General features: G+C 59.4%; 22 protein-coding genes. 6 read left to right on the top strand and 16 right to left on the bottom strand.

Going from position 1 to position 22,029, the window contains the following annotated elements:
- Window positions 1-141 precede the first annotated feature (141 nt).
- The 5 genes from exoK to ATN84_RS13615 all read right to left on the bottom strand — a co-directional run bounded on the left by exoK (window position 142) and on the right by ATN84_RS13615 (window position 4,394).
- On the bottom strand, window positions 142-942 hold the full coding sequence (gene exoK / locus ATN84_RS13635) for an endo-1,3-1,4-beta-glycanase ExoK (protein ID WP_068882647.1): 801 nt from the start codon (window positions 940-942) through the stop codon (window positions 142-144).
- A 26-nt stretch (window positions 943-968) separates the two neighbouring features.
- Window positions 969-2,021 carry an acyltransferase family protein gene (locus ATN84_RS13630; RefSeq protein WP_153020239.1) on the bottom strand — a complete coding sequence of 351 codons (1,053 nt, stop codon included), beginning with the start codon at window positions 2,019-2,021 and terminating at the stop codon, window positions 969-971.
- A 293-nt stretch (window positions 2,022-2,314) separates the two neighbouring features.
- Window positions 2,315-2,692 (bottom strand): hypothetical protein, encoded by a 378-nt coding sequence (locus ATN84_RS13625; RefSeq protein WP_068882193.1) that lies wholly within the window; start codon window positions 2,690-2,692, stop codon window positions 2,315-2,317.
- 188 nt (window positions 2,693-2,880) lie between these two features.
- Window positions 2,881-3,930: a glycosyltransferase family 2 protein gene (locus tag ATN84_RS13620; protein ID WP_153020238.1), complete on the bottom strand. Its 1,050-nt coding sequence runs from the start codon at window positions 3,928-3,930 to the stop codon at window positions 2,881-2,883.
- 191 nt (window positions 3,931-4,121) lie between these two features.
- On the bottom strand, window positions 4,122-4,394 hold the full coding sequence (locus ATN84_RS13615) for an exopolysaccharide production repressor protein (RefSeq protein ID WP_068882192.1): 273 nt from the start codon (window positions 4,392-4,394) through the stop codon (window positions 4,122-4,124).
- A gap of 793 nt (window positions 4,395-5,187) precedes the next feature.
- Here ATN84_RS13615 and ATN84_RS13610 point away from each other — a divergent pair.
- The 5 genes from ATN84_RS13610 to ATN84_RS13590 all read left to right on the top strand — a co-directional run bounded on the left by ATN84_RS13610 (window position 5,188) and on the right by ATN84_RS13590 (window position 10,400).
- The gene (locus tag ATN84_RS13610) at window positions 5,188-5,868 is read left to right on the top strand and encodes a sugar transferase (protein ID WP_068882191.1); all 681 of its coding nucleotides are present in this window, start codon (window positions 5,188-5,190) and stop codon (window positions 5,866-5,868) included.
- A gap of 321 nt (window positions 5,869-6,189) precedes the next feature.
- Window positions 6,190-7,422: a polysaccharide biosynthesis/export family protein gene (locus ATN84_RS13605; protein ID WP_068882644.1), complete on the top strand. Its 1,233-nt coding sequence runs from the start codon at window positions 6,190-6,192 to the stop codon at window positions 7,420-7,422.
- A 43-nt stretch (window positions 7,423-7,465) separates the two neighbouring features.
- Window positions 7,466-8,731: an O-antigen ligase family protein gene (locus tag ATN84_RS13600; protein WP_068882190.1), complete on the top strand. Its 1,266-nt coding sequence runs from the start codon at window positions 7,466-7,468 to the stop codon at window positions 8,729-8,731.
- Window positions 8,728-9,708 (top strand): acyltransferase family protein, encoded by a 981-nt coding sequence (locus ATN84_RS13595; protein ID WP_068882189.1) that lies wholly within the window; start codon window positions 8,728-8,730, stop codon window positions 9,706-9,708. Before ATN84_RS13600 ends, ATN84_RS13595 begins: the two co-directional genes overlap by 4 nt.
- Before the next feature lie 134 nt (window positions 9,709-9,842).
- Window positions 9,843-10,400, top strand: a complete 558-nt coding sequence (locus tag ATN84_RS13590) for a GNAT family N-acetyltransferase (RefSeq protein ID WP_244491084.1) — start codon at window positions 9,843-9,845, stop codon at window positions 10,398-10,400.
- 21 nt (window positions 10,401-10,421) lie between these two features.
- Here the strand turns inward: ATN84_RS13590 and arsH are convergent, their stop codons facing one another.
- The 10 genes from arsH to ATN84_RS13540 form a co-directional block, all read right to left on the bottom strand.
- Window positions 10,422-11,147, bottom strand: a complete 726-nt coding sequence (arsH, locus tag ATN84_RS13585) for an arsenical resistance protein ArsH (protein WP_068882187.1) — start codon at window positions 11,145-11,147, stop codon at window positions 10,422-10,424.
- Entirely contained in the window at window positions 11,122-11,544 is a 423-nt protein-coding gene (gene arsC / locus ATN84_RS13580) for an arsenate reductase (glutaredoxin) (protein WP_068882186.1), read from the bottom strand. The genes arsH and arsC overlap by 26 nt, the downstream gene beginning before the upstream one ends.
- The gene (arsB, locus tag ATN84_RS13575; RefSeq protein ID WP_068882185.1) at window positions 11,544-12,605 is read right to left on the bottom strand and encodes an ACR3 family arsenite efflux transporter; all 1,062 of its coding nucleotides are present in this window, start codon (window positions 12,603-12,605) and stop codon (window positions 11,544-11,546) included. The genes arsC and arsB overlap by 1 nt, the downstream gene beginning before the upstream one ends.
- A 1-nt stretch (window position 12,606) precedes the next feature.
- Entirely contained in the window at window positions 12,607-13,134 is a 528-nt protein-coding gene (locus tag ATN84_RS13570) for an arsenate reductase ArsC (protein ID WP_068882184.1), read from the bottom strand.
- A complete protein-coding gene (locus tag ATN84_RS13565; protein ID WP_068882183.1) occupies window positions 13,127-13,483 on the bottom strand; it encodes an ArsR/SmtB family transcription factor in 357 nt (118 codons plus the stop codon). Before ATN84_RS13565 ends, ATN84_RS13570 begins: the two co-directional genes overlap by 8 nt.
- A gap of 179 nt (window positions 13,484-13,662) precedes the next feature.
- Window positions 13,663-15,186 carry a malonate--CoA ligase gene (locus tag ATN84_RS13560; protein WP_068882182.1) on the bottom strand — a complete coding sequence of 508 codons (1,524 nt, stop codon included), beginning with the start codon at window positions 15,184-15,186 and terminating at the stop codon, window positions 13,663-13,665.
- The gene (locus tag ATN84_RS13555) at window positions 15,183-16,604 is read right to left on the bottom strand and encodes a malonyl-CoA decarboxylase (RefSeq protein WP_068882181.1); all 1,422 of its coding nucleotides are present in this window, start codon (window positions 16,602-16,604) and stop codon (window positions 15,183-15,185) included. The genes ATN84_RS13560 and ATN84_RS13555 overlap by 4 nt, the downstream gene beginning before the upstream one ends.
- The gene (locus ATN84_RS13550; protein WP_068882180.1) at window positions 16,601-17,917 is read right to left on the bottom strand and encodes a TRAP transporter large permease; all 1,317 of its coding nucleotides are present in this window, start codon (window positions 17,915-17,917) and stop codon (window positions 16,601-16,603) included. Before ATN84_RS13550 ends, ATN84_RS13555 begins: the two co-directional genes overlap by 4 nt.
- Window positions 17,914-18,483: a TRAP transporter small permease subunit gene (locus ATN84_RS13545; RefSeq protein WP_068882179.1), complete on the bottom strand. Its 570-nt coding sequence runs from the start codon at window positions 18,481-18,483 to the stop codon at window positions 17,914-17,916. The genes ATN84_RS13550 and ATN84_RS13545 overlap by 4 nt, the downstream gene beginning before the upstream one ends.
- A gap of 65 nt (window positions 18,484-18,548) precedes the next feature.
- On the bottom strand, window positions 18,549-19,553 hold the full coding sequence (locus ATN84_RS13540; RefSeq protein ID WP_068882178.1) for a TRAP transporter substrate-binding protein: 1,005 nt from the start codon (window positions 19,551-19,553) through the stop codon (window positions 18,549-18,551).
- A gap of 121 nt (window positions 19,554-19,674) precedes the next feature.
- On the opposite strand from ATN84_RS13540, the gene ATN84_RS13535 reads away from it, so the two are divergent.
- Window positions 19,675-20,340 carry a GntR family transcriptional regulator gene (locus ATN84_RS13535; protein ID WP_068882177.1) on the top strand — a complete coding sequence of 222 codons (666 nt, stop codon included), beginning with the start codon at window positions 19,675-19,677 and terminating at the stop codon, window positions 20,338-20,340.
- Between the two features lie 17 nt (window positions 20,341-20,357).
- Here ATN84_RS13535 and ATN84_RS13530 read toward each other — a convergent pair whose 3' ends face one another.
- Window positions 20,358-22,016 (bottom strand): MFS transporter, encoded by a 1,659-nt coding sequence (locus ATN84_RS13530; protein WP_068882643.1) that lies wholly within the window; start codon window positions 22,014-22,016, stop codon window positions 20,358-20,360.
- Between the last annotated feature and the right edge of the window lie 13 nt (window positions 22,017-22,029).

The following is a 22,029-nucleotide window of genomic DNA, read 5'->3' as shown; positions in this document are numbered from 1 at the left end:
GCAGTTGATCTGGAGCAACAGGATAATACAGCTTGTGCTGCACTGCAACATTGCTGCATCTTCACAAATATCGGCCGGCTTTTGTGGAATTTTATCATGTAATCCGCATCATCTGTAAAATATCTATGCTGCACTGCAGGATTAATCGAGCGAACAGGCGACGGATTCGGGAAACTGGCAGGGTTCCCCCAGCGCCGTGAAGGCGACGCGGGTGAACTGCGCGGAGACAGGCGCTTCAGGGCTGCTAAAGGTTCCGAGCCATGATTTCATGTTGTCGCTGGCCCAGAGGCTGAGATAGATCTTCTGTGCATGGGTGGGCAGCGCCGCCGGATCGGTAACCGTATGGACCAGTTCGCCGTTCACGTAATAGCGCAGCCGGTCCTTCTCCCAGACAAAGGCATAGTCATTGAACCCCGCGTCGGCGCCGCCCGGCACGGGAACCAGCTTCTCATTGCCGCCCTTGCCGTTGACATAGGTATTGAGCTGGACCTTCGAAGGTTCCTTGCCGAGGAACTCGAAATCGATCTCGTCCCAGGGCTGCTTCTGCGCCGGGCCGATATAGGTGAAGAAACCGGTATTGAACCCGGAGCCGACCGCCGCCTTGATGCGGGCCTCGTAGGTGCCATAGCTGAAGCGCGCATTGGTCTGGATCTCACCGCACACATGCTCGCGATCCTTGGTCTGCCTGCGTTCATAACCGAGGCTGAGCGTGCCGTCGGTGACCTTCACCTGGTCCTTTGCCCATGTGCAGTTCTGATGATCGCCATTGGCCCAGCCGTCGGAGACATACCAGCGGCTCTTGTCCAGGCTGGAGAAATCTTCGACGAAGGATTTTCCCGTCTCCTGCGCTTGCGAGGACGGGACAAACGCCATGCCCGAAGCAGCGGCCAGAACGGTCAGAAGCAGACGGAGCGGCCTCGAAATCGGTCTTGAGATCGTCATGGGCGGTTCCTTTTCGACAACATGCATCAACCTCGACTCCCGACGAGCCAGGCATAGGTACCGGGAAACGAGCGGCGCGCGATTTCATTCGACAGGAGCAAGAGCAGCCCCGCTATCGCCAGAGCGCCGGCATAAAAAACCACATACTCATCGATATTCACCCGGTTCCAGATCATCCAGAGCAGCAACAGGACCGGATAATGAGCACAGAATATCCAGAAGCTCAGCCCCTTCGTTCTCGATAGCCGTCGGCCCGGTTCTGACCAGATCAGCAGCGCCGACAAAGCCCAGAAGCCTGGAATACCCGCCAGAATAAAAAGACTGCGGATGAAATTCAGCCAATCGGGATATTCGGGCCCATACTGGAAAAGCGCGACGGTGAGCCCGGCGCTGGCAGCGAGAAACGCCGCAGCCACCGGGACCGCATAAGGGTCCATCTTCTTCACATCGACCCTATGTATGGCGAACGACATGCCGAGCGTGAAACTGAGCAGGATCGATTTGCGCAGCACGAGGTGAACGGGAACAGGCACGACGATCAGCATCAGCAGAAATGCCAGCGTGGTGAGCGGATAACGCTTCACCAGCAAGGCCAGCAACGGCGAGAGAAGAATGCAGGCGAAGAGATCACGCAGAAAATAAAGCGGCAGGTTGATCGGCTCACCATTCAGCGCGAAAATCAGATTGAGCATCTCGGAGAAAGGCTGATCTGTCATATCAGGCAGATAGCCCTCGCTGATACCGCGGCTCTGCACCACCAGAACGAAAAGGAAAAAGGCGCCGTTCCAGATCAGCAAAGGCAGCAGGATGCTTTGCGCCTTGCGTCCCAGAACCTTTGCGTAATTGAACGACTCGAGCCCATTACGCAGCAGGAGATAGCCGGAAATTGCGCTGAGACAGGGGACCCCTACCCTGAAAACAACTTCGGCAAGAAACACGCGCAACCAGTCGACAACTCCGTTATCGCCATTGAACGGCGCCGTTTCCGGTCCGTAAGGCACGTGCACCAGTACGATGCCGCATATCAGCAGTATCCGGAGCAGATTGATCCGGGCGGATACATTTGCATCCATCGTCATGGCGACCACACCTCTGTTTTGGCTGAGCCCCCCAAAACAGCGCGTCAGACGAATTCAGGATTAAGATTGATGTCCAGTACGTTGTTGTTGCACTGCATCAATTTCATAGCTGTTGGCAGCCAGTGTCAACCAGCAAAAAGTTGCGATATTGGGACCGCGTTTTTCCCTTAGAAATCAACCCTTCGCAGCCAATCCTCGATCAGCGAGGGAACCGCTCACACGGGATCGGGGCCCAATTCACGCCATATTCGACGAGAGCTCGCCCAACGTGATTTCGTCGATGCCGACACAGGTCAGGCCGAAGCATCTGACACTGCATCCGCCCGGCCAAGGCCGTTCTCGTCAGCGAATTCCGCCATGGTTTCGTCGACCCCCTTGAGAAAGGTGATCTGCTTTTCCAGAAAGGCGATGCGCTGCGTGAAATTCTTCAGCGCCTGCGCATAATCATCCACTTTCGCCGATATTTTTTCGTTTTCGCCTTCGTTTTCGATGTTCTCCAGCGAAAACGCCGCGTTCATCGCGACTTCGTCATAGCGACGCTGAAAGCCGTCCCGCTCCCGCTCGATTTCCGCGCGAACATCATCCAGCGCCTGCCTGATGCCGGCAAAACGGGAAACGTCGGTCTGGCGGTCCCTGTTGGGGTTCCTCGTGCGGAAGCGAAACAACGCCATTGCTTGACCTCTCGAAGTGCTGAAAAACCGTCTGCGCCGCCTCTGGGTAGGCATTTGCGCGATGTGCCGGCAAATCGCCCGAACAATGCTTCGCCGCAAGCTTGTTTGCCGCAACCGCCCCTGTCAAGCCGCAACGCCTTAAGCATCGGAAGTGTGCAGCGCACAATTATAGGAGTGAAAATCCTCGCCTACTCTGCTTCGGCCTGCCCGGTAAAGAGATAGCGCAGATCGGCCGGAGCCTGGGCCGGATCGGCCTTTTTACTGCGCACCCGCCAAAAGCTGTCGAGCTTGTCGGTGAAAACGCCGCTTACAACCGGCGCAAGCGCGGGCGGATTCCGCAGGCAGTAGGCCATTGCACCGGCAATCCCCTGTTGCGCCTTGGTGTCCAGGAACTGGCGGTGATGATATTTGCCGCGAATGTGGCGCTCGTGCCGGCGCACCGCTTCCCGCCCCTCGCCCGAAAGGGCACCGCCGGCCAGAATCGCTTTGTCCGCGTCGGCAAGCTGCTTGAGATCGTCCGTCCGGTGCCGTCCGCTCAAGGAATCCGCCCTGACCACGGCGCCATAGCCGCAATTATTGATGATCTGGAACCGCGCGCCGGCTGCCAGCGCCCTGGTGTAGAGATCGTAATCCTCGCCGAGCCTCAGCTTTTCATTGTAGCGCAGGCCATGGCGATCGAGGAAAGCGCGGCGCATTACCGGCTTCAGGAAGCCCAGCTCACCGCGCTGCCTGCCACGCCTGGAGATGTTGCGCTCGACGAATGTCGGCAGATCAAGAAAGCGCGGCTCGGGAGAAAAGCGCTCGACGGCCGACACATTGAAGCCGGCTAGCCGCTGCTGGTCGACGAAGACAATATTGTCGGCGGCGAGATCCCAATCCCCGTTCGCAAGAAGATGGGAAAACCGGCCGGGAATGAAAAAATCGTCCGCGTCGAGTATGCTGATCAGTGCTGCCGACGATGAGGCGATGGCCTGATTGCGCGCATGGGCCGGACCCCGGTTGACGTCGAATCGGATGATACGCAGCCGCCCGCTTCCGTCATCGGCCGCCCGCGCCGCCTCATTCGTCCCGTCCGTCGAACCGTCGTCGACGACGATGACCTCGGTCACCTGTTCCTCAAGGAGCGCCGACGCGATGGCCGCGCCGATGGTATCGGCGGCGTTCTTTGCGGCGATGATGACGCAAACGCTGTCATCCGATCCCTTCACGATCGTTTTCCGCCTTGCCGGTGCCGTCATGGAAATCCTCGTCCTGATTGGATGGCTCCGCCCGCAGCACGGGCTGAGCTTCCCTCTTCAGGCGCCGCTTTTTGTGCGCCGCAACCTATATCCCGCCGCCGGAAGACCTTTGGCGGGCCAATGGCCGCAAGGATACAATTGTTTCCATTCCCCGCAAGGGGGCGAAAAACCGGAGCTGAACGGATCAGGACCTACGGCGCCTTGGTGGCGGATGTGTTGAATGGCTGCGTCGGCTTTTGAGGACCGGCCTCATCGCCTGGCAGCAGTTTCGGCTTTGTGGATTTCCTTGATCTCTCGCGCATCACGAGGAAAAGGACCGCGCCAAAATACCCTATCTGGATCACCACGGCGCAAATCAGCGTCTGGATCAGGGTCGTCCAGAGGGATTGCGTCAGCGTATAGGTCGTGATCGCGAAGGCGATCAGGACGCCAACCATCCCCACAAGGAACTTCGGAAAATTCATATCGTCTTGCCCCCATTCTCTACTCGAATTGGAGCCTTGCTGACAGCTGCATCTTCTGCCTCCCTCCACATGCATGTAAAACACGCATATGGAAACCCGATTTCGTTATCATTGGCCCCAACCGCATCATTAGCAGAAGGCTTTGAAATTGTATTAAACCAGCCTAGCCTGTGCAACATATAGTTTTAACCCGGCTATTGCATCTCGGTTCCACGAGAAAAAATATATGTGAACGGCAATCAAGAAGACCCACCGCCGGCCCGACCGTTCAATCTTATCCATGCTTCACGCCAAGGCGTGCAACGAAATCAAGTATTGAAGCTAAGGCGCAGGTTGCTCTCGGGGATTCTTGCCGCAAGGAAAACATTGACATCCAAAATCTTAACGGCAGTGCTTTTACAAGGTTATCTTCATCAAATACACTGCATCGCAACATAAATACAAAAATATCTTGCGCAGAGAATACATAGTATATCTTAATATATCTTGGTTAACGACAGAGAGATAAATCGAGATTCTTCATTTAAAATTTAAAACACGCAATATTTTCAAACATTACAATATTTTATCAATCCGTGATATCGCTATTTTTAGGGTGCAAAATATGGAGAAACCACAGGGAGTTCGTTATTGGAGCCTACTTATATATAGGATGATCCATAAAATTGCCCAATTATACCAACATGAAATTGGGAGCAGATGTCCAAGCATGCTGCAAACACGCCCTGTTGCATCGCACAAATTTCATGTTATCGTTTGTGCGACCATTCGTATCCGTTCATGGAGCAGCATAATGAAGCCTGCAGCGAAGTCGGCCAGTTTCCCTTTTCTTCGACAGTCGGAAAAAACGGAAAAGCTCCCAGTTGGCGGAGTGTGGAAGAGATCATTCGATGTGGTAGGCGCGGTACTCGGCCTGATCCTGCTGAGCCCGCTTTTCCTCATGATAGCGCTTCTGGTTAAATTTTCCGATGGCGGCTCGGTTTTCTACGGTCACCGCCGAATCGGCCGTGACGGAAATCCGTTCCACTGCCTGAAATTCCGCACGATGGTGGAAGACGGCGATGCCGTGCTTGCCGCCCATTTCACCGCCAATCCCGAGGCGCGTGCGGAATGGCTTGCCACACGGAAGCTACAGAAGGACCCCCGGGTCACCAATGTCGGCACTGTCCTGCGTAAGCTCAGCCTCGACGAGTTGCCCCAGCTTGTGAACGTGCTGCGCGGCGAAATGAGCCTTGTCGGACCGCGTCCCGTCGTCAAGGACGAGATCGACCTCTACGGTCCCGCAGCCGTTTATTATTTCAAATCCCGTCCGGGTCTGACGGGTGTCTGGCAGATCAGCGGCCGCAACGACGTATCCTATGACGACCGCATCGCGTTCGATCGGTATTATGTGGAGAACTGGTCCTTTCAGAAGGATATCGTGATCATTCTCAAGACCATCCCCGCTGTATGCGCCTCGCGCGGATCATACTGATGCCGGTTGGGCTCACGAAGGCGGGCGGCGGCTTCTTCGTGATCCCAAGGTAACCTCAGGTAATGGTCCTCGGTCGAATGGAGATACGGAGAGCCCCCGGTGGGCTCTCCTGAGCATCGGGTAACAACAAAAGCATAAATGGAATGGCAGACGCATAGCGGGGGGCACGCTATGGGGCAGTGGTGGTGTTCAGGAAACAGCGCAACTGAAATTGCAGCGTCAGGAGCCGTCAGTCATACAGGAGACCATTTGTTGAAAATTGCCCCTACCGCCCATATGGGCCATGTCCGACCCGCAGTGTCGAGTGGCCCCGCCGAAATCATGTGCCGCATATTTGGCTCCCTGTTTCTCCTTTTCGCTTTGCTGCTGACGGTATTTCCAGCCGGCGCAGCCGAATATAAACTCGGCCCCATGGACAAGCTCTCCATCCGCGTTGTCGAATGGCAGACGGCGGAAGGGACATTCCGGGAGTGGCCGACAATCACCGGCGATTTTACGGTGGGGCCATCGGGCTCCCTATCCCTTCCCTTCGCTGGCGAGCTGCAGGCGGGTGGCAAGACCACGTCCGAGATAGCAACCGAGATTGCCAAGAACCTCCAACAGAAATTCGGCCTGATCGATCTTCCGGAGGCCTCGGTGGAGGTCGCCGAGTTCCGCCCGATCTTTGTGTCGGGTGATGTGGAAACGCCCGGGAAATACCCCTACGACCCCGAACTGACGGTCTTGAAGGCGGTGAGCCTCGCCGGCGGCATGCGCCGCGCGGAGTCGGGCCAGCGCTTTGAAAGGGATTTCCTCAATGCGCGCGGCAATTATGACGTTCTGGTCGCCGAGCGTAACCGGCTCTTGGCCAAGCGCGCTCGTCTGCAGACGGAGATGACCAATGCCAAGACGATTCAGATGCCAAAGGAACTGGCCGACATTCCGGATGCGCAGAAGCTGATCGATGATGAAGCAGCCATCATGCGGTCCAGGACGCAATCCCTGACCCTGCAGCTCAACGCGCTCGATGAGCTCAAGACACTCTATCAGAACGAGATCACGTCGCTGGAAAAGAAAATGGTCGTCCAGAACCGGCAGAAGGATCTGATGAGCAAGGAGCTGTCCTCGATCGGCGGCCTCGCCGATAAGGGGCTCGTCGTCAATTCGCGCGTGATGAGCTTGGAGACATCCGTCGCGGACATGCAAAGCAAGCTTCTGGACCTCGATACCGCGGCCCTCCGCGCCAAGCAGGAGATAAACAAGGCGACGCGCGACGAGACGGATCTGGAGAACAGCCGGACAGCCGAACTGGCGAACGGAATGCAAGCCACCCAGGCCGCGCTCGACGAAACCGAGCTGAAGCTCTCCATGTATAAAAACCTGATGACGGAAGCGCTCGTGAACGCGCCGGAGGCAAGCGCCCTTGCCGCCCGTGACGGCGAAGGCCCGGTGCTGGAGTACAGCATCGTCAGGAACAACGGCGATGGCGAAACAAAGGAATTTTCCGCGGACGAGAACACGCCGCTCATGCCGGGGGATCTGATTAAGGTGGCGATTTCCAATGCCCGTTCATGATCTCTGGCGCATCTGCTGACAGCGTGCTGTTGGGTCGACCTCGATGAGAATCGCGAAATCCGTACTGGTTCGGCCCGGCGAAAATTCCTGGTATGGAACGTTCGCCGTCGCCGTTTCGGTGTTCATTTTCGCCTATTCGGCCCGCTTCGGTCAGGTCTCCATCCTGGTGTTCTATGCGCTCTGGTTGCCGCTCGTCCTGGTGGATTACCGCCATGTGATCGGCAACTATGCGCGGTTTTCCTGGATATTGGCGTTCGCGCTCTTTGCCTGCCTCTCATTCACCTGGTCGGCGGCGCCCGCGGTTACCCTGCGCGCGAGCATCCAGTATATGACCACCATCATCTGCGCGCTGATCGCATCGCGCATCATCGATACCAGAACACTTACGAGCGGCGTCAGCCTGGGTGTCGGATTGGTCCTCCTCTATTCGCTGGCCTTCGGCCGGTACCACTATGATGCGCTGGATGGCTCCTACAGCTTTGTCGGCGCATTCTCGTCCAAGAACCAGCTCGGCTTCTTCGCCTCGCTCGGCCTCTATTTCGTCTTCGCGAGTTTCTTCGTACTGCGTACGAGCATCATGTGGCGTTCAATCGCCATCCTGCTCGGCGCCCTGTCAGGCTATTCCCTGCTGGCGTCCAGCTCGGCCACATCCGTCATCGCGACGCTTGCCACTCTCATGGTCGTCATGACCGTAGGCCTGGTCCTGAAATTCTCGCCGCGGAGCCGCCGCTCGTTTTTCATCATCGGGCTTGTCATCGCTGTCGCGGTTGCGATCGTCGCGCTCAATGCCGGCGCGGTGGGCCTGATCCTTGGCGCATTCGGCAAGGACACAACGCTCACCGGCCGAACCTATCTCTGGGATCAGGGATTACGCGCTGCCCATGAGGCGCCCCTCCTCGGCGTCGGCTATTACGCCTATTGGGTACAGGGCTTCTCCGAGGCGGAGCGTCTATGGGACGAGTTCTATATCACCAGCCGCGGCGGCTTTCACTTCCACAACACCTATATCGAGGTGCTCGTCGAACTGGGTTATGTCGGGCTCGTCCTGATAAGCTTGGTCATGCTGCGCGTCCTGTTCGGCTATCTCAGGCGGCTCTTGACCGAAAGCTACACGCCCCAGGCACAACTGATGTTTGGCATAGCCATATTGCTGCTGATCCGTTCCTTCTTCGAGATCGATTTCATGACGCCCTACACGATCGGAGCTTTCCTCCTCTATTATTCGGCCGGTCTTCTGGCTATACCGCAACGCGTCTCGTCCGCTTCACAATCGCAGCAGCCGCCGGTTCATGCGGGAGTTGCGGCATGAACCAGTTGCGCTCGGTACAGGTTTTGCGTGCAATCGCGGCACTTGCGGTCGTTTTCTTTCACCTTTCTCCCTCCTCCTGGACGCTTGGGGCGGCAGGCGTCGATCTTTTCTTTGTCATCTCCGGTTTCATCATGGGTACGGTCGGGCTTGGCGACAGTCCGGGCCGGTTCATGTCCAAGCGCGTCATTCGCATCGTGCCGCTCTATTGGGCGATCACCCTGGCCATGTGTGTAGCCTCGCAGGTGCCGGGACTTTTTTCCACCTTCACTTTCGACCTGCCGAGGCTCATCACCTCGCTCTTCTTTATTCCGTTCCAGGATCCGCAGGGCGAGATCTGGCCGCTCGTGGTCGTGGGGTGGACGCTTAACTACGAGATGTTCTTTTATCTGCTCTTCGCTCTCGGGCTCTGGCTGCGCCGCCCAATTATCGCGCCCGTGCTGGTTATCTGCGGGCTGGTGGCTGCCGGATGGATTTTCCAGCCGGCCCAGACCATCCCACATTTCTATACCAGCCAGCTATTGCTCGAATTCGCTCTCGGCCTCCTGCTTTCCCGTGCAGTCTTCTTCAAGAATGCGGCGCTCGGATCGGCGCTCGTGCTCGCCGGTTTCGCCAGCCTGCTGTCATGGGGGCTTGCCAGCGACACGCCCGATTGGCGCATCATCTACTGGGGCCTGCCCGCCCTGGCGATCGTCGCAGGCTTCGTGGCGATCGAAAGGGCCGGCGCCTTTCCCGGCCAGGCACTGCGACCCCTCGAAAAACTGGGGGATGCCTCCTACTCGCTTTATCTCACCCATGGCATCGTGCTTGGCATCATCGGCAAGTTCATCGGGCATGAAAGCGGGTTCGCGGTTCTCGCGGCCCTTGTTGCCTGTATCACGGTAGCAATGCTGTCCTATTATCTCTTCGAGCGCCCGGTCGGGCAGATCCTGCGCGGCCTGCTCTTTGCCCGTCCGCAACAGCCAGGGGCGCCGGCATGAGCGGTTCGCAAGCCCTGAAAAAACATCAAGCTGAGCCCGACTGAAATCCTTATCAATTGCACGAGGATAGAAGCTTTATTTTGGATTGCGCATGCGTCAGATTGGCCGGCAGTATCCAATCCATGGAGTCGTCCTTGTCAGCCCCGTCCATCACCGATGAGCTCGTTCTGCGCGATTGCGAAGCAGGCGATATCCCCGAGATCACCGCGATCTATCGCCATGCCGTGCTCACCGGCTCGGCAAGCTTCGAGATCGAGCCGCCCTCCGAAAGCGAGATGACCAGGCGGCGTGAATTGCTCATCACCGGAAATTTCCCCTATGTTGTGGCAATCGTCGCGGATGAGTTGGCCGGCTACGCCTATGCCGGCGCCTATCGGCCACGACCCGCCTATGCGAACACGGTGGAAAGCTCGGTCTACGTAAGTGAAAATTTCCACGGTCGCGGCATCGGCAAGGCGCTGATGACCAGAGTCATCCGGGAAGCGGAGGCGCGCGGCTTTCGCCAGATGCTGGCGGTAATCGGCGATTCGAACAACCGCGCCTCGATCAGACTGCATGAAAGCCTCGGCTTCCGCATAGTGGGCATGCTGCAATCGGTCGGCTGGAAGCACGGAAGATGGTTGGACACGGTCCTGGTCCAGAAGGCGCTTGGGCGTGGAGATACGGCTTCGCCATCAAGAGCAGGCCGGTAAAAACAGGCAATCTCACGTTTCTCAGATCGCCTTCAAATTCACCCGCGCTTCGAGTTTCGCCGCGTCTTCCTTGCGCTCACTATAGCGATCAGTGAGATAGCCGGATATGTCGCGCGTCAACAGCGTGAACTTGACCAATTCCTCCATCACATCGACAACCCTGTCATAATAGGAGGAAGGCTTCATCCGCCCCGCCTCGTCGAACTCCTGGAAAGCTTTCGCGACCGAGGACTGGTTGGGAATGGTGATCATGCGCATCCAGCGACCGAGGACCCGCATCTGATTGACGGCGTTGAAGCTCTGGGAGCCGCCGCAAACTTGCATGACGGCCAGCGTCCGCCCCTGCGTCGGCCGGATCGAGCCGACGGAAAGCGGTATCCAGTCAATCTGCGATTTGAGAACGCCGCTCATGGCGCCATGGCGCTCCGGGCTGACCCAGACCTGCCCTTCCGACCATTCGGCCAGTTTGCGCAGTTCTTGTACCTTGGGGTGATCGACCGGCGCTCCGTCCGGTAATGGCAAGCCCGCCGGATCGTAGATATGCGTCTGCGCACCGAAATGCTCCAGAAGACGGGCCGCCTCCTGTGCCAGAAACCGGCTGTAGGAGCGTTCGCGCAGTGAGCCATAGAGCAGCAATATGCGCGGCCGATGCGTGGAAGTCCGCTCCGAAAGCTTTACCAAATCGGGAACATGGAGAGCGTCGGCAACGATATTGGGCAGGTCAGACAATGCGCCGTCCTTCATCATCGACGACGGCCTCGCCGTCCTCCTTGGTGAAAGCACCCTTCTGCGGCAGGGGCAGGATATCGAGCACCATTTCCGACGGACGGCAAAGCCTGGCGCCAAGCGGCGTCACCACGAACGGCCGGTTGATCAGGATCGGGTTTTCCAGCATGGTATCGAGAAGCTGGCCGTCATCAAGTGCCGGATTGTCGAGGCCGAGTTCCGCATAGGGGGTGCCCTTTTGGCGGATCGCCTCGCGCACCGTTAGTCCGGCCTTTTCGATCATGTCCTTGAGCTCACCACGGGTGGGCGGGGTCTTCAGATATTCGATGATCGTCGGTTCGATACCGGCATTGCGGATCATCGCCAGCGTGTTGCGCGACGTCCCGCATGCGGGGTTATGATAGATGGTGACGTCCATCAGAAGGTCCTCTCCAATTCGTTGCTGTTGCTGACGGGCGCGCCGCGTTCGTACCAGCCTTTGGTGCGGTTCACGATCCAGACCACCGACAGCATCACCGGAACCTCGATCAGCACGCCCACGACCGTCGCCAGCGCCGCGCCCGAATTGAAGCCGAACAGGCTGATGGCGGCAGCAACGGCGAGTTCAAAGAAATTGCTGGCGCCGATCAGCGCGGAAGGCCCCGCCACGCAATGCCGCTCGCCGGAGATACGGTTAAGCACATAGGCAAGGCCCGAATTGAAATAGACCTGGATCAGGATCGGCACCGCCAGCAGCGCGATCACCAGCGGCTGCGCGATGATCTGCTCGCCTTGGAAACCAAACAGCATGACCAGTGTGGCGAGCAGCGCCACCAGCGACAATGGCTGCAGTGTGGCCAGAAGGCGCTCGAGTGCAGCCGGCCCGCTGCCAGCCAGCAGCCGGCTACGCACGATCTGCGCCACGATCACCGGAATGACGATATAGAGCACGACCGAAAGAACCAGCGTGTTCCACGGCACTGTGATGGCGGAAAGCCCCAGCAGCAGGCCGACGATCGGCGCGAAAGCGACTACCATGATCACATCATTCAGCGCCACCTGCGACAGGGTGAAATGCGGCTCACCCTTGGTCAGGTTGGACCAGACGAATACCATGGCCGTACACGGCGCGGCAGCCAGGATGATCAGCCCGGCGATATAGGAATCGATCTGCATCTCGGGCAGGTAGGGCCGGAACAGCCAGCCGATGAAGAGCCACCCGAGCAGCGCCATCGAAAAGGGCTTCACCGCCCAGTTGACGAACAGCGTGACGCCGATGCCGCGCCAGAAGGTCCCGACCTCGCGAAGCGCCGCGAAATCGATCCTCAGCAGCATCGGAACGATCATCAGCCAGATCAGGACCGCCATCGGGATGTTGACCTTGGCGATCTCCAGGGCTCCGATCGCATGGAACAGATCAGGCATCTGATGGCCGAGCGAGACGCCGGCAATAATGCACAAAGCGACCCAGAGGGTCAGGTAGCGTTCAAAGACCGACATGTCACGCCACGTCCGGGTTGGGCGAGGATGCGCCTTCGAGCTTGCCGATACCATGCAGTTTCGTCTGGAGCGACAGATGATCGATGGAATGCATAGGCAGATTGAGAAACGCGGAAATCCGGTTCTTCAGATAACGGGCCGCGGTAGAAAAGGCCCGCTCCTTCTCGATTTCGCTGCCTTCCACCGCCGCCGGATCCTCGATGCCCCAATGCGCGGTCATCGGCTGCCCCGGCCAGACCGGGCAGGCCTCTCCTGCAGCGCTGTCGCAGACGGTGAAGACGAAATCCATTTTCGGCGCATCGGGCCCGGCAAACTCCTCCCAGCCTTTCGAACGGAAACCTTCCGTCGGGTAGCCAAGTGCATCCAGCACCTTCAGCGCAAGGGGATTGACCGTGCCCTTCGGCTGGCTGCCGGCCGAGAAGGCCCGAAAGCGGCCCTTCCCTTCGGCATTCAGGATGGATTCGGCAAGGATCGACCGGGCGGAATTGCCGGTGCAGAGAAAGAGGACATTGTAAACGCGGTCAGACATTGGACTTCTCCCTAGGTGGGCAGCATGGAATGATGTCGGCGATCAATGGTGCGCAGATGTCGGGATGGCCGGCGCAGCAATCCTTCAGGAGATAATTGAGCGCTCCGCGAATGCTCTCGAAATTGGCGCGGTAGATGATCGAACGCCCCTGCCGTTCGGAGACGATCAGCCCGGCGCGCGAGAGGATGGCCAGATGCGTCGACATCGTATTCTGAGGAATATCGAGCAGGCGCGAAATCTCCCCCGCCGCTAGCCCATCTGGCTCATGCATCACGAGAAGTTTGAACGCATCCATGCGCGTCGGCTGGGCAAGGGCGGAGAACGCCTCAATAGTCGTATTCTTATCCATATTTCTGGATTTAACGATATTTTAATTCGCCGTCAATTGAAATCTGCCGGAGGGGACCGCTGCACACCGCCAACCCAGAAAAACTGGATGGACCAAACGGACAGACAAGCGCTCCACCTGAAAATGAAGCATCCTTCGCAAGTCCAGGAAAGGAATCCGCTTTTTACCCCAGTCCCACCTCAGGCATTAACGGAATAAAGATCCGCATACGCATCCCGCAGGACATTTTTCTGCACTTTCCCCATCGTGTTGCGCGGCAGGTCGTTAACGAAGATGATGCGCTTCGGCTGCTTATAACGGGCCAGCCGGTCCTTCAGCGCATCGAGAATATCCTTCTCGTCGAGATCGGAACCCGGCTGCCTGACCACGACCGCGGTAACGCCTTCGCCGAAATCGGGATGCGCTACGCCTATGACCGCGCTTTCGACCACGCCCGGAAGCTGGTCGATCTCGCTTTCGACCTCCTTCGGATAGATGTTGTAGCCGCCCGATATCACCAGATCCTTGCCCCGGCCGACGATATGCACATAGCCGCGTGCATCAACCTTCCCGAGATCGCCGGTGATGAAGAAGCCGTCTTCGCGGAATTCGGCTCTCGTCTTCTCCGGCATGCGCCAATAGCCCTTGAAGACATTGGGGCCCCGCACCTCGATCATGCCCGTCTCCTCGCCTGGCAGAAGCGTTCCGGTTTCGGGATCGACCACCCGCAATTCCACGCCGGGCAGCGGGAAGCCCACCGTTCCCGCGATCCGCTCGCCATCATAGGGATTGGAGGTGTTCATGTTGGTCTCGGTCATGCCGTAACGCTCGAGGATGGCATGCCCTGTGCGCTCGCGAAAAGCGCGATGCGTCTCGGCCAGAAGCGGCGCGGAGCCCGAAATGAAAAGCCGCATCCTGGCGGCGGCATCCCGGTTGAGCCCATCATGCTGCAGGAGGCGCACATAGAATGTCGGCACACCCATCATGGCGGTCGCTTTCGGCATCAGCGACAGGACCTTGTCGGGGTCAAATTTCGGCAGGAAGAACATTGACGCACCGGTCATCAGAATGACGTTCGTCGCCACGAACAGCCCATGCGTATGAAAGATCGGCAAGGCATGGATCAGCCGGTCGGCAGGCGTGAAACGCCAGTGGTCCTTGAGCGTCAGCGCATTCGACAGGAGATTGTCATGCGTCAGCATCGCGCCCTTGGAGCGGCCCGTCGTGCCCGATGTATAGAGGATCGCGGCAAGGTCGTCCGGACCGCGAGCGACATCCTCGAATTCGCTATCGGCCTCCGCCGCGCGTGCGAGCAGCGACCCGCCTCCGGCGGCATCCAGCGTTTCGACCTTTGCGCCATATTTTAACGCGATGGCCCTTATCCCTTCCGCCGCCTTGGGCGAAACGATCACCAGACGCGGCTCGGCATCACCGATGAAATAGTCGAGCTCGGCAAGCGTATAGGCGGTATTGAGCGGCAGATAGACGGCGCCGGCGCGAAGGCAGGCGAGATAGAGCATCAGCGCTTCCGGGCTCTTTTCCACCTGCACGGCAACGCGATCGCCCGGCTCCACCCCTGCGGCGACCAGCGTGTTCGCCAGCCGTCCCGACCATTCAAGGAGATCACCATAAGTCCAAAGACGACCATCGACGGTTTCGATGAACACCGCGTCCTGCGCCGGGATAGCGTTGCGGATGGCATCGAACATGTGATTCTTTTTCATATGACTTCCTCGTTCCCCTTTGTTTTTGCTGCGCCTTTTTCTTCTCCGCCGGAGATCGGAACGACACTTCGCACCGGCCGGCCATTGCGCAGCAGCCGCCGGACCGCCGCCGTGGCCACCACCTCGCCGCGGCCGGCAAAGGCTTCGTGATTGGCCTCGATATCGTCCAGCTTATAGAGATAGTTGACCATCAGCCCGTGCGCCTGCCGCATGGCCCGCGGCGAGCGGTCTCCGAGGAAATTCAGCCGTTCCAGCCGCGCCCCATTGCCAAGATGGAAACGGGCGACGGGATCGACCGGCTTTCCTCGCGGCGTCCGCGCCCTGAGAAAATACCATGCCGCCCCCGGCATCAGCGCGGCTTTGATCGACGCAGAGACGGCTGGATCGTCTACCCAGCCAGGCTCATCCAGCGCGGCAAGAACGGCTTTATCCTCTTCGCTCAAGGCGTCCGACACCTCCGCCTTCCGCTCCCGCGCCAGCCAGTTGGCAAATCCGGGCACCGGCGAGAGGGTGACGAACGTATCGAGCCTGGGTAGGTCCCGGCGCAGATCCTCGACCACCTGCTTGATGAGGAAATTGCCGAAGGAAATGCCGCGCAATCCTTCCTGACAGTTCGAGATCGAATAGAAGACGGCGGTCGTCGCATCGCCCGGATGGATCGGCGCCCGTGCGCCGTCGAGCACATCACCGATCGCCTCCGGTATTCCTGTCGTCAGCGCCACTTCGACGAAGATCAGCGGCTCGTCGACAAGCTGCGGATGAAAGAAGGCAAAACAGCGCCGATCCGCGGGCGCAAGTCGACGGCGCAATTCGTCCCAGTCGCTGATCGCATGCACGGCTTCGTAATGGATAATCTTTTCCAGTATGTCGGCAGGCGTCGACCAGTCGATCGGCCGCAGCACCAGAAAGCCGCGATTGAACCAGGAACCAAAGAGATGGGCGAAATCCGCATCGACCGCGTCGAGATCCGGCTCCTCCGTCTTCAGCTTCAACAAGGTTTCGCGCATCTTGACCAGCGTGGCGATGCCGTTCGGCGCCAGGTTGAGCCGCCGGATGAGCTCCTGCCGGCGCGGCTCCGCTGCTGCATTCAGCTCCTGCAGGGCTTGCGGCGTTTTCTCGGACCGATAGGCATCGATCGCCCTTTCCAGCCTTTCCGTATCCGGCCCGAAACGCTCGAGCAGGGTACGCATGAACACCCGCTGCTCGCCTTCGCCGAGCAGGGACCACCGCGCCAGAATATCCCTGGCGAGCGCCATGCCGGACGCCTCGCCACGGCTGGAAAGCAGCGCCTCGCACTCCTTCTCCAACCCCTTGACGCCCGATGCGCCGCCCTGCTCACGCTGTGCAAAGGACAGCAGATTGCGGCCACGCTCCGTGATGGTCTGCAACATGTCGCTGAAGAAGGACGAGCTCCTCATATCGGCACTCCCATCATATGGTTCGGCAGCCACGTGACGATGCCTGGAAAGACGCATAGGATCACGATCGCCAGGAACATCACCAATACATATGGGAGCGACCCCCATAATATCTCGCGCGTCGGGACATCGGGCGCGACCGCATTGATCACAAATAGGTTGAGCCCGATGGGCGGCGTGATCAGGCCGACTTCCATATTGATCGTCAGAATGATGGCGAACCAGTATGGGTCGAAACCGGCCTGGGTGATGATCGGGAAGAGCAGCGGCGCCGACATCACGATCACCGCCACCGGCGGCAGGAACATACCCGCCGCCAGGAGGAAGACATTGATCATCCCCATCAGCACCCAGCGATTGACCTCCAGGCCGGCGATTGCCGTGGCAATTGTCTGGGTGATGAAAAGCGAGGAAAGGGCAAAGGCGAAAAGCTCGGCCGCCGCCATGATCATCATGATCATCACGCTTTCGCGCATGGCCGAGCCGAAGATATTGGCCACCGGCCTGATCCTGAACAGGCGATAAGCGATAATGACGACGAGAAGCGTCAGCAGCGCGCCGGCGCCCGCCGCCTCCGATGGGGTGGCGATGCCGCCATAGAGCACATAGAGCGTCCCGGCGATGATCAGCAGAAACGGCAGGATGCGGGGCAAACCGGATAGTTTCTCGCGCAACGTAAAACGCAGGGCCCGCGTATCGAACTCATAGCCCTTGCGCTTGCAGTCGATGATCGCCCAGACCATGAACATGATGGTCAGCATGATCCCGGGAAAGACCCCCGCCATGAACAGCCTGCCGATCGATGTTTCCGTGGCGATGCCATAGACGATCAGGGTTACCGAAGGCGGAATGAGAATGCCAAGCGTGCCGCCGGCGGCGATCGAGCCCGTGGCGACGGACGCCGGATATCCGCGGCGCATCATCTCCGGAATGCCCATCTTGCCGATCGCCGCGCAGGTGGCCGGCGACGATCCCGTCATGCCGGAGAAGATTGCGCAGGCGCCGAGATTGGAAAGGACCAGCCCGCCGGGCACCCGGTTCAGCCAGCGGTCGAGCGCAGTATAGAGATCGGCTCCGGCCGGCGATGACGCCACCGCGGCGCCCATCAGCACGAACATCGGGATCGCCACATAGGCGAGATTGGCGATGCCGGCGAACATCGTTTCCGACAGCACATAGAAGATGCTGAACCCGCCCTCCATGACGAGCGCCAATATGGCGGCAAGCCCCAGCGCAAAGGCGATCGGCATGCCGGTACCGAGGAGAACGAATAGGCCCGCAATGATGGCGAGGCCGGCCATGGTCGGGCTCATCGTGGAATCTCCCTCAGCGTGTGTGCGGCCGGGATCTGGCCAAGGGCATCCGCCCCGACGGCGGGAGCCGGAGCCTTCAGCTCTGCGTTGACGAAGAGCTTCAGGATTTCAGCGATGTATTGCAGGCACAGCATGCCGAAACCGAGCGGCAACGCCGCAAGCGGTATCCACAGCGGCGGCGCCCAGACGCTCGAATGCTTCCAGTTGCCCGCCCAGGCGTCGTGGAAGTGAATCCAGCTCGCCACCAGCATGGCCACGCAGAACAGGAGGCCGAGGAAGCTCGCGACGATCCGCAGCCCGCGGCGCGTTTTTTCACCCACCATCAGTTCAACGACGTCGACGCCGACATGACCGCCTTTCAGGAGCACATAGGGCGCGCCGAGAAAAATCGCGGCTGTCGCCGTGAACACCACGAAATCGGTCTGCCAGATCGTCGCCATGCGCAGGATGTAACGCACCGCGATCATCTGACAGACGACCAGCATGGCCGTGATGAGAAGCAGCGTCGCCAGCACCGCGAGGGCGCGGGACAGATTGTTCACGACGAGGATATAGGTATTCACCATTGTCCGGGTCCCGTCAGGATCAGACAGCCGGCACACGATTGCCGGCCGTCATGTTCATCGGATGATTATTCGACCGCGAGAGCCTTCTTGATCAGCTCTTCACCGCCCGGCACCCGTTCGGCGAAATTCTTGTAGGAAGACTCCTTCGCTACGGCGAGCCAGGCGTCGTAATCCGCCTTGGACATCTCGACGACTTCGACGTTGGCCTGCTTGAACGTGTCGATCAGCTTCTGGTCGCCCTTGCGGACTTCCTCGTTGAAAAACGCCTCGGCCTTCTCGCCAGCGGCAAGGATAGCCTTCTGCTGGTCGGGCGTCAGGCCGTCGAACACCTTCTTCGACATCAGCACCGGTTCATACATGAACCAGAGCGCGTTTTCTCCCGGCGCCGTCAAGCACTTCGCCTGCTCGAAAAGCCTGTAGGACACGAAGCTCGCCGAAGACGTATTGGCCGCATCGAGAACCCCCGTCTGCATGCCCGTGTAGATTTCCGATGACGGCATGGAGGAAATCGAGGCCCCTGCCGCCACCAGCATTTCCTCGAAGGCCGGCCCTGCCGCGCGGATCACCTGGCCCTTGATGGTGTCAGGCGCGGTGATGCAGTTCTTTTTCGAGGCAAAGGCGCCGGAAAGCCAGGCATCGGAGATCACGACAACGCCGGCATCCTCGATGACCTTCTTGATGTCCTTCATGAAGTCGGAATCATTGAGCCGCATCGCCCTATCGAAATTTCCGACCAGCCCCGGCATCAACGTCGCCGAAAACTGCGGATGCTTGCCCGAGGCGTAGTCGAGCGGAAAGGACGACATGTCGAGAAGGCCGCGCGTCAGCGCGTTCCACTGGTCATTGGGCTTGTAAAGCGATGAGCCGGGGAACACCTGGATCTGCAGATCGACGTTGGCGGCCGCCACGTCGCGCGCGATCATCTGCACCATTTCGTCGCGTATGTCGCCCTTCCCGCCGGGGAACTGGTGCGATGCCTTCAATATGGTCTGCGCGCCCGCGCCCGATGCGACGACACAGCCGAAGGCGATACAGGCCGCAGCCTTCAGAACTCTCGTGAATGTCTTCATTCTTTCCTCCCTTACGATCCTGCTCTCCAATCAGGATCGCCAATCGTGCATATATCTTGCACGCAAAGTCAAACATATTGTATGCAAGAATGACAATTCTGTATGTGATTGGAAATTCCAGATGGCGGAAAACATCGTCCAGGGACTGAGGGACAAGATTGAGAACGGCATCGTCACCGGGCTTTTCGCCCCCGGCGAAAGGCTGGACGAGGTGCAACTGGCCAAGCGGTTTGGCGTGTCGCGCACCCCTATCCGCGAAGTGCTGATGCAGTTGAGCGCCATTGGTCTCGTCGAAATCCGCCCGCGACGCGGCGCGGTCGTCGTCGATCCGGGTCCGCAGCGCATCTACGAGATGTTCGAGGTCATGGCTGAGCTCGAAGGCATGGCGGGCGCACTCGCGGCCCGCCGCTATACGGAAGAAGACCGCGCCGATCTCCTGGCCGCCCACGGCAAGTGCGAGCGATCAGCCGAGAGCGGAGATACCGACGCTTATTACTACGACAACGAGCTGTTCCACGGCGCGATCTATGCCGCGAGCCACAGCGAATTTCTTGCCGAGCAGTGCACCACACTGCACCGTCGCCTGCGCCCCTACCGGCGACTGCAACTGCGCGTGCGCAACCGCATGAAGACCTCGTTCAGCGAGCATACCGGCATTGTCGAGGCGATCCTGGCCGGCGATGCGGAAGCCGCCCGCGCGCTCCTGCGCAGCCATATCGCGGTCCAGGGCGACCGTTTCGGCGATCTCGTCTCGACACTCGCCAAGCGGGAAGCCCGCACCGCCTGAGCGCGGCGCCGCTATCGTCAGTGCATCTCCACATGCGTCTTGTAGGCGGTGATCTCGTGCGGCGGAATGGTTTGCCGCTCGATCATGCGATGCACGCGCGGATCGGTCGGCCCGCGATGCAGCGCCCTGATCCGGTCGCTCACCTCCGCATCCGCCTGCGTCCGCCGCTGATTGTGGCGCACATATTCGACCCAGGTTGGCGTGTGATAGCTCTCTGTCCAAATCTCCGGATTTTCGAGATCGCGCATCAGCCCCCACTGCCCTGCCCCGTCCCGGATACGGATGCGCCGCCGCTCCGCCATGGCGGCAAGGAATGCGGGAACGTCTTCCTCGGCAATATTATAGTCGATCATAATGACGATCGGCCCGCTGCGCGGCTGCAGGTCCAGCCGCAGGAGCGGTTCGCTGAAACGGTTGAGCGGATTGAGATTGAGCGATGTGAATTCCGGCAGGGCGAAACGCAGGCCCAACGCCGCGCCGGCCAGCATCAGCACGCCGGATGCATAAAGCGCATTGTCCGCGCCATATTCCTCGGCTGCCAGACCCCATATCCAGCTGCCGCCGGCGATCCCGGCGAAGGTCATCGTCTGGGAAAGCGACATCGCCCGGCCGACCACCCAGCGCGGCGTCGAAAGCTGCACGGTCATGTTGAAAAGCGATAGCGCAAGCACCCAGCAGGCGCCGGATATCAGCAAGGCGGCGTTGGTCGACCAGACATTGTTGCTGAACCCGACAATCCCTGCGCTGATCGCAAATCCGAGAAATGCCCACCGCGCCACTCCTTCGCTCGACAGGATCTCCCGCAACCGGCCGCTCAGAAGCGCGCCGCCGATCGCGCCCACCCCGAATGAGCCGAGCATGACGCCATAGACGAGCGGACCGCCACCGATGAGATCCCGCGCCACGAAAGGCAGAAGCGCCAGGACCGCGCTTGCGGAAAGACCGAAGAAGAAGCCGCGAAATATCACCTTCACGATATTCGGCGACATCGCGACATAGCGCAGGCCCGCTCCGATGGCACGTCCCAGCGTCTCGCGCGGCAAGGCATTCGGCGTGATGCCGGGTCGCCAGCGTGCGAGCGCGAAGATGATGGCGAAATAGCTCACCGTATTGACCGCAAAGGCCGCGGCGGCCCCCGCGGCAGCCACGATCATGCCGCCGATCGCCGGGCCGACGCTGCGCGTGATGTTGAAGCCCATGCTATTGAGCGCAACCGCGCCGGGAACGTCGTCACGTGGCACCAGATCGCCCACCGAGGCCTGCCACGATGGGTTGTTGAGCGCCGTGCCGCAGCCGAGCAGAAAGGTGAATGCCAGCAGGAGCCAGGGCGTGATCAGGCCGAGATAGGCGAAGATCGTCATCACGGCGGAGATCGCCAGCATGAAGCTTTGGGCGACGAGCATGATCCGGCGCCGGTCGAAATTATCGGCAAGCGCGCCCGAAACCACGGAAAACAGCATGATAGGCAGCGCCGTCGACGCCTGCACCAATGCGACCATGTTCACCGAATTCGAAATGGAGGTCATCATCCAGGCGGCGCCCACGGCCTGGATCAGTCCGCCGAAATTGGACGAAAGGCTCGCGATCCAGATCGTGCGGAACATATCATGTCTGAACGGAGCCAGTGGCGATCTTCGGTCCGGCACGCTGTGGTCTCTTTTATTTCGATGAATCATCTGAGCCGCGAAC

Source organism: Paramesorhizobium deserti (genome assembly GCF_001558695.1).
GTDB lineage: Bacteria > Pseudomonadota > Alphaproteobacteria > Rhizobiales > Rhizobiaceae > Paramesorhizobium > Paramesorhizobium deserti.
This window is presented reverse-complemented; position numbering and strand designations above follow the sequence as displayed.

Excerpts from the sequence above, each read along its gene's own strand:
- exoK (WP_068882647.1), bottom strand. The coding sequence starts at position 942 with ATGACGATCTCAAGACCGATTTCGAGGCCGCTCCGTCTGCTTCTGACC.
- ATN84_RS13630 (WP_153020239.1), bottom strand. The coding sequence starts at position 2,021 with ATGACGATGGATGCAAATGTATCCGCCCGGATCAATCTGCTCCGGATA.
- ATN84_RS13625 (WP_068882193.1), bottom strand. The coding sequence starts at position 2,692 with ATGGCGTTGTTTCGCTTCCGCACGAGGAACCCCAACAGGGACCGCCAG.
- ATN84_RS13620 (WP_153020238.1), bottom strand. The coding sequence starts at position 3,930 with ATGACGGCACCGGCAAGGCGGAAAACGATCGTGAAGGGATCGGATGAC.
- ATN84_RS13615 (WP_068882192.1), bottom strand. The coding sequence starts at position 4,394 with ATGAATTTTCCGAAGTTCCTTGTGGGGATGGTTGGCGTCCTGATCGCC.
- ATN84_RS13610 (WP_068882191.1), top strand. The coding sequence starts at position 5,188 with ATGAAGCCTGCAGCGAAGTCGGCCAGTTTCCCTTTTCTTCGACAGTCG.
- ATN84_RS13605 (WP_068882644.1), top strand. The coding sequence starts at position 6,190 with ATGTGCCGCATATTTGGCTCCCTGTTTCTCCTTTTCGCTTTGCTGCTG.
- ATN84_RS13600 (WP_068882190.1), top strand. The coding sequence starts at position 7,466 with ATGAGAATCGCGAAATCCGTACTGGTTCGGCCCGGCGAAAATTCCTGG.
- ATN84_RS13595 (WP_068882189.1), top strand. The coding sequence starts at position 8,728 with ATGAACCAGTTGCGCTCGGTACAGGTTTTGCGTGCAATCGCGGCACTT.
- arsH (WP_068882187.1), bottom strand. The coding sequence starts at position 11,147 with ATGATGAAGGACGGCGCATTGTCTGACCTGCCCAATATCGTTGCCGAC.
- arsC (WP_068882186.1), bottom strand. The coding sequence starts at position 11,544 with ATGGACGTCACCATCTATCATAACCCCGCATGCGGGACGTCGCGCAAC.
- arsB (WP_068882185.1), bottom strand. The coding sequence starts at position 12,605 with ATGTCGGTCTTTGAACGCTACCTGACCCTCTGGGTCGCTTTGTGCATT.
- ATN84_RS13570 (WP_068882184.1), bottom strand. The coding sequence starts at position 13,134 with ATGTCTGACCGCGTTTACAATGTCCTCTTTCTCTGCACCGGCAATTCC.
- ATN84_RS13565 (WP_068882183.1), bottom strand. The coding sequence starts at position 13,483 with ATGGATAAGAATACGACTATTGAGGCGTTCTCCGCCCTTGCCCAGCCG.
- ATN84_RS13560 (WP_068882182.1), bottom strand. The coding sequence starts at position 15,186 with ATGAAAAAGAATCACATGTTCGATGCCATCCGCAACGCTATCCCGGCG.
- ATN84_RS13555 (WP_068882181.1), bottom strand. The coding sequence starts at position 16,604 with ATGAGGAGCTCGTCCTTCTTCAGCGACATGTTGCAGACCATCACGGAG.
- ATN84_RS13550 (WP_068882180.1), bottom strand. The coding sequence starts at position 17,917 with ATGAGCCCGACCATGGCCGGCCTCGCCATCATTGCGGGCCTATTCGTT.
- ATN84_RS13545 (WP_068882179.1), bottom strand. The coding sequence starts at position 18,483 with ATGGTGAATACCTATATCCTCGTCGTGAACAATCTGTCCCGCGCCCTC.
- ATN84_RS13540 (WP_068882178.1), bottom strand. The coding sequence starts at position 19,553 with ATGAAGACATTCACGAGAGTTCTGAAGGCTGCGGCCTGTATCGCCTTC.
- ATN84_RS13535 (WP_068882177.1), top strand. The coding sequence starts at position 19,675 with ATGGCGGAAAACATCGTCCAGGGACTGAGGGACAAGATTGAGAACGGC.
- ATN84_RS13530 (WP_068882643.1), bottom strand. The coding sequence starts at position 22,016 with ATGATTCATCGAAATAAAAGAGACCACAGCGTGCCGGACCGAAGATCG.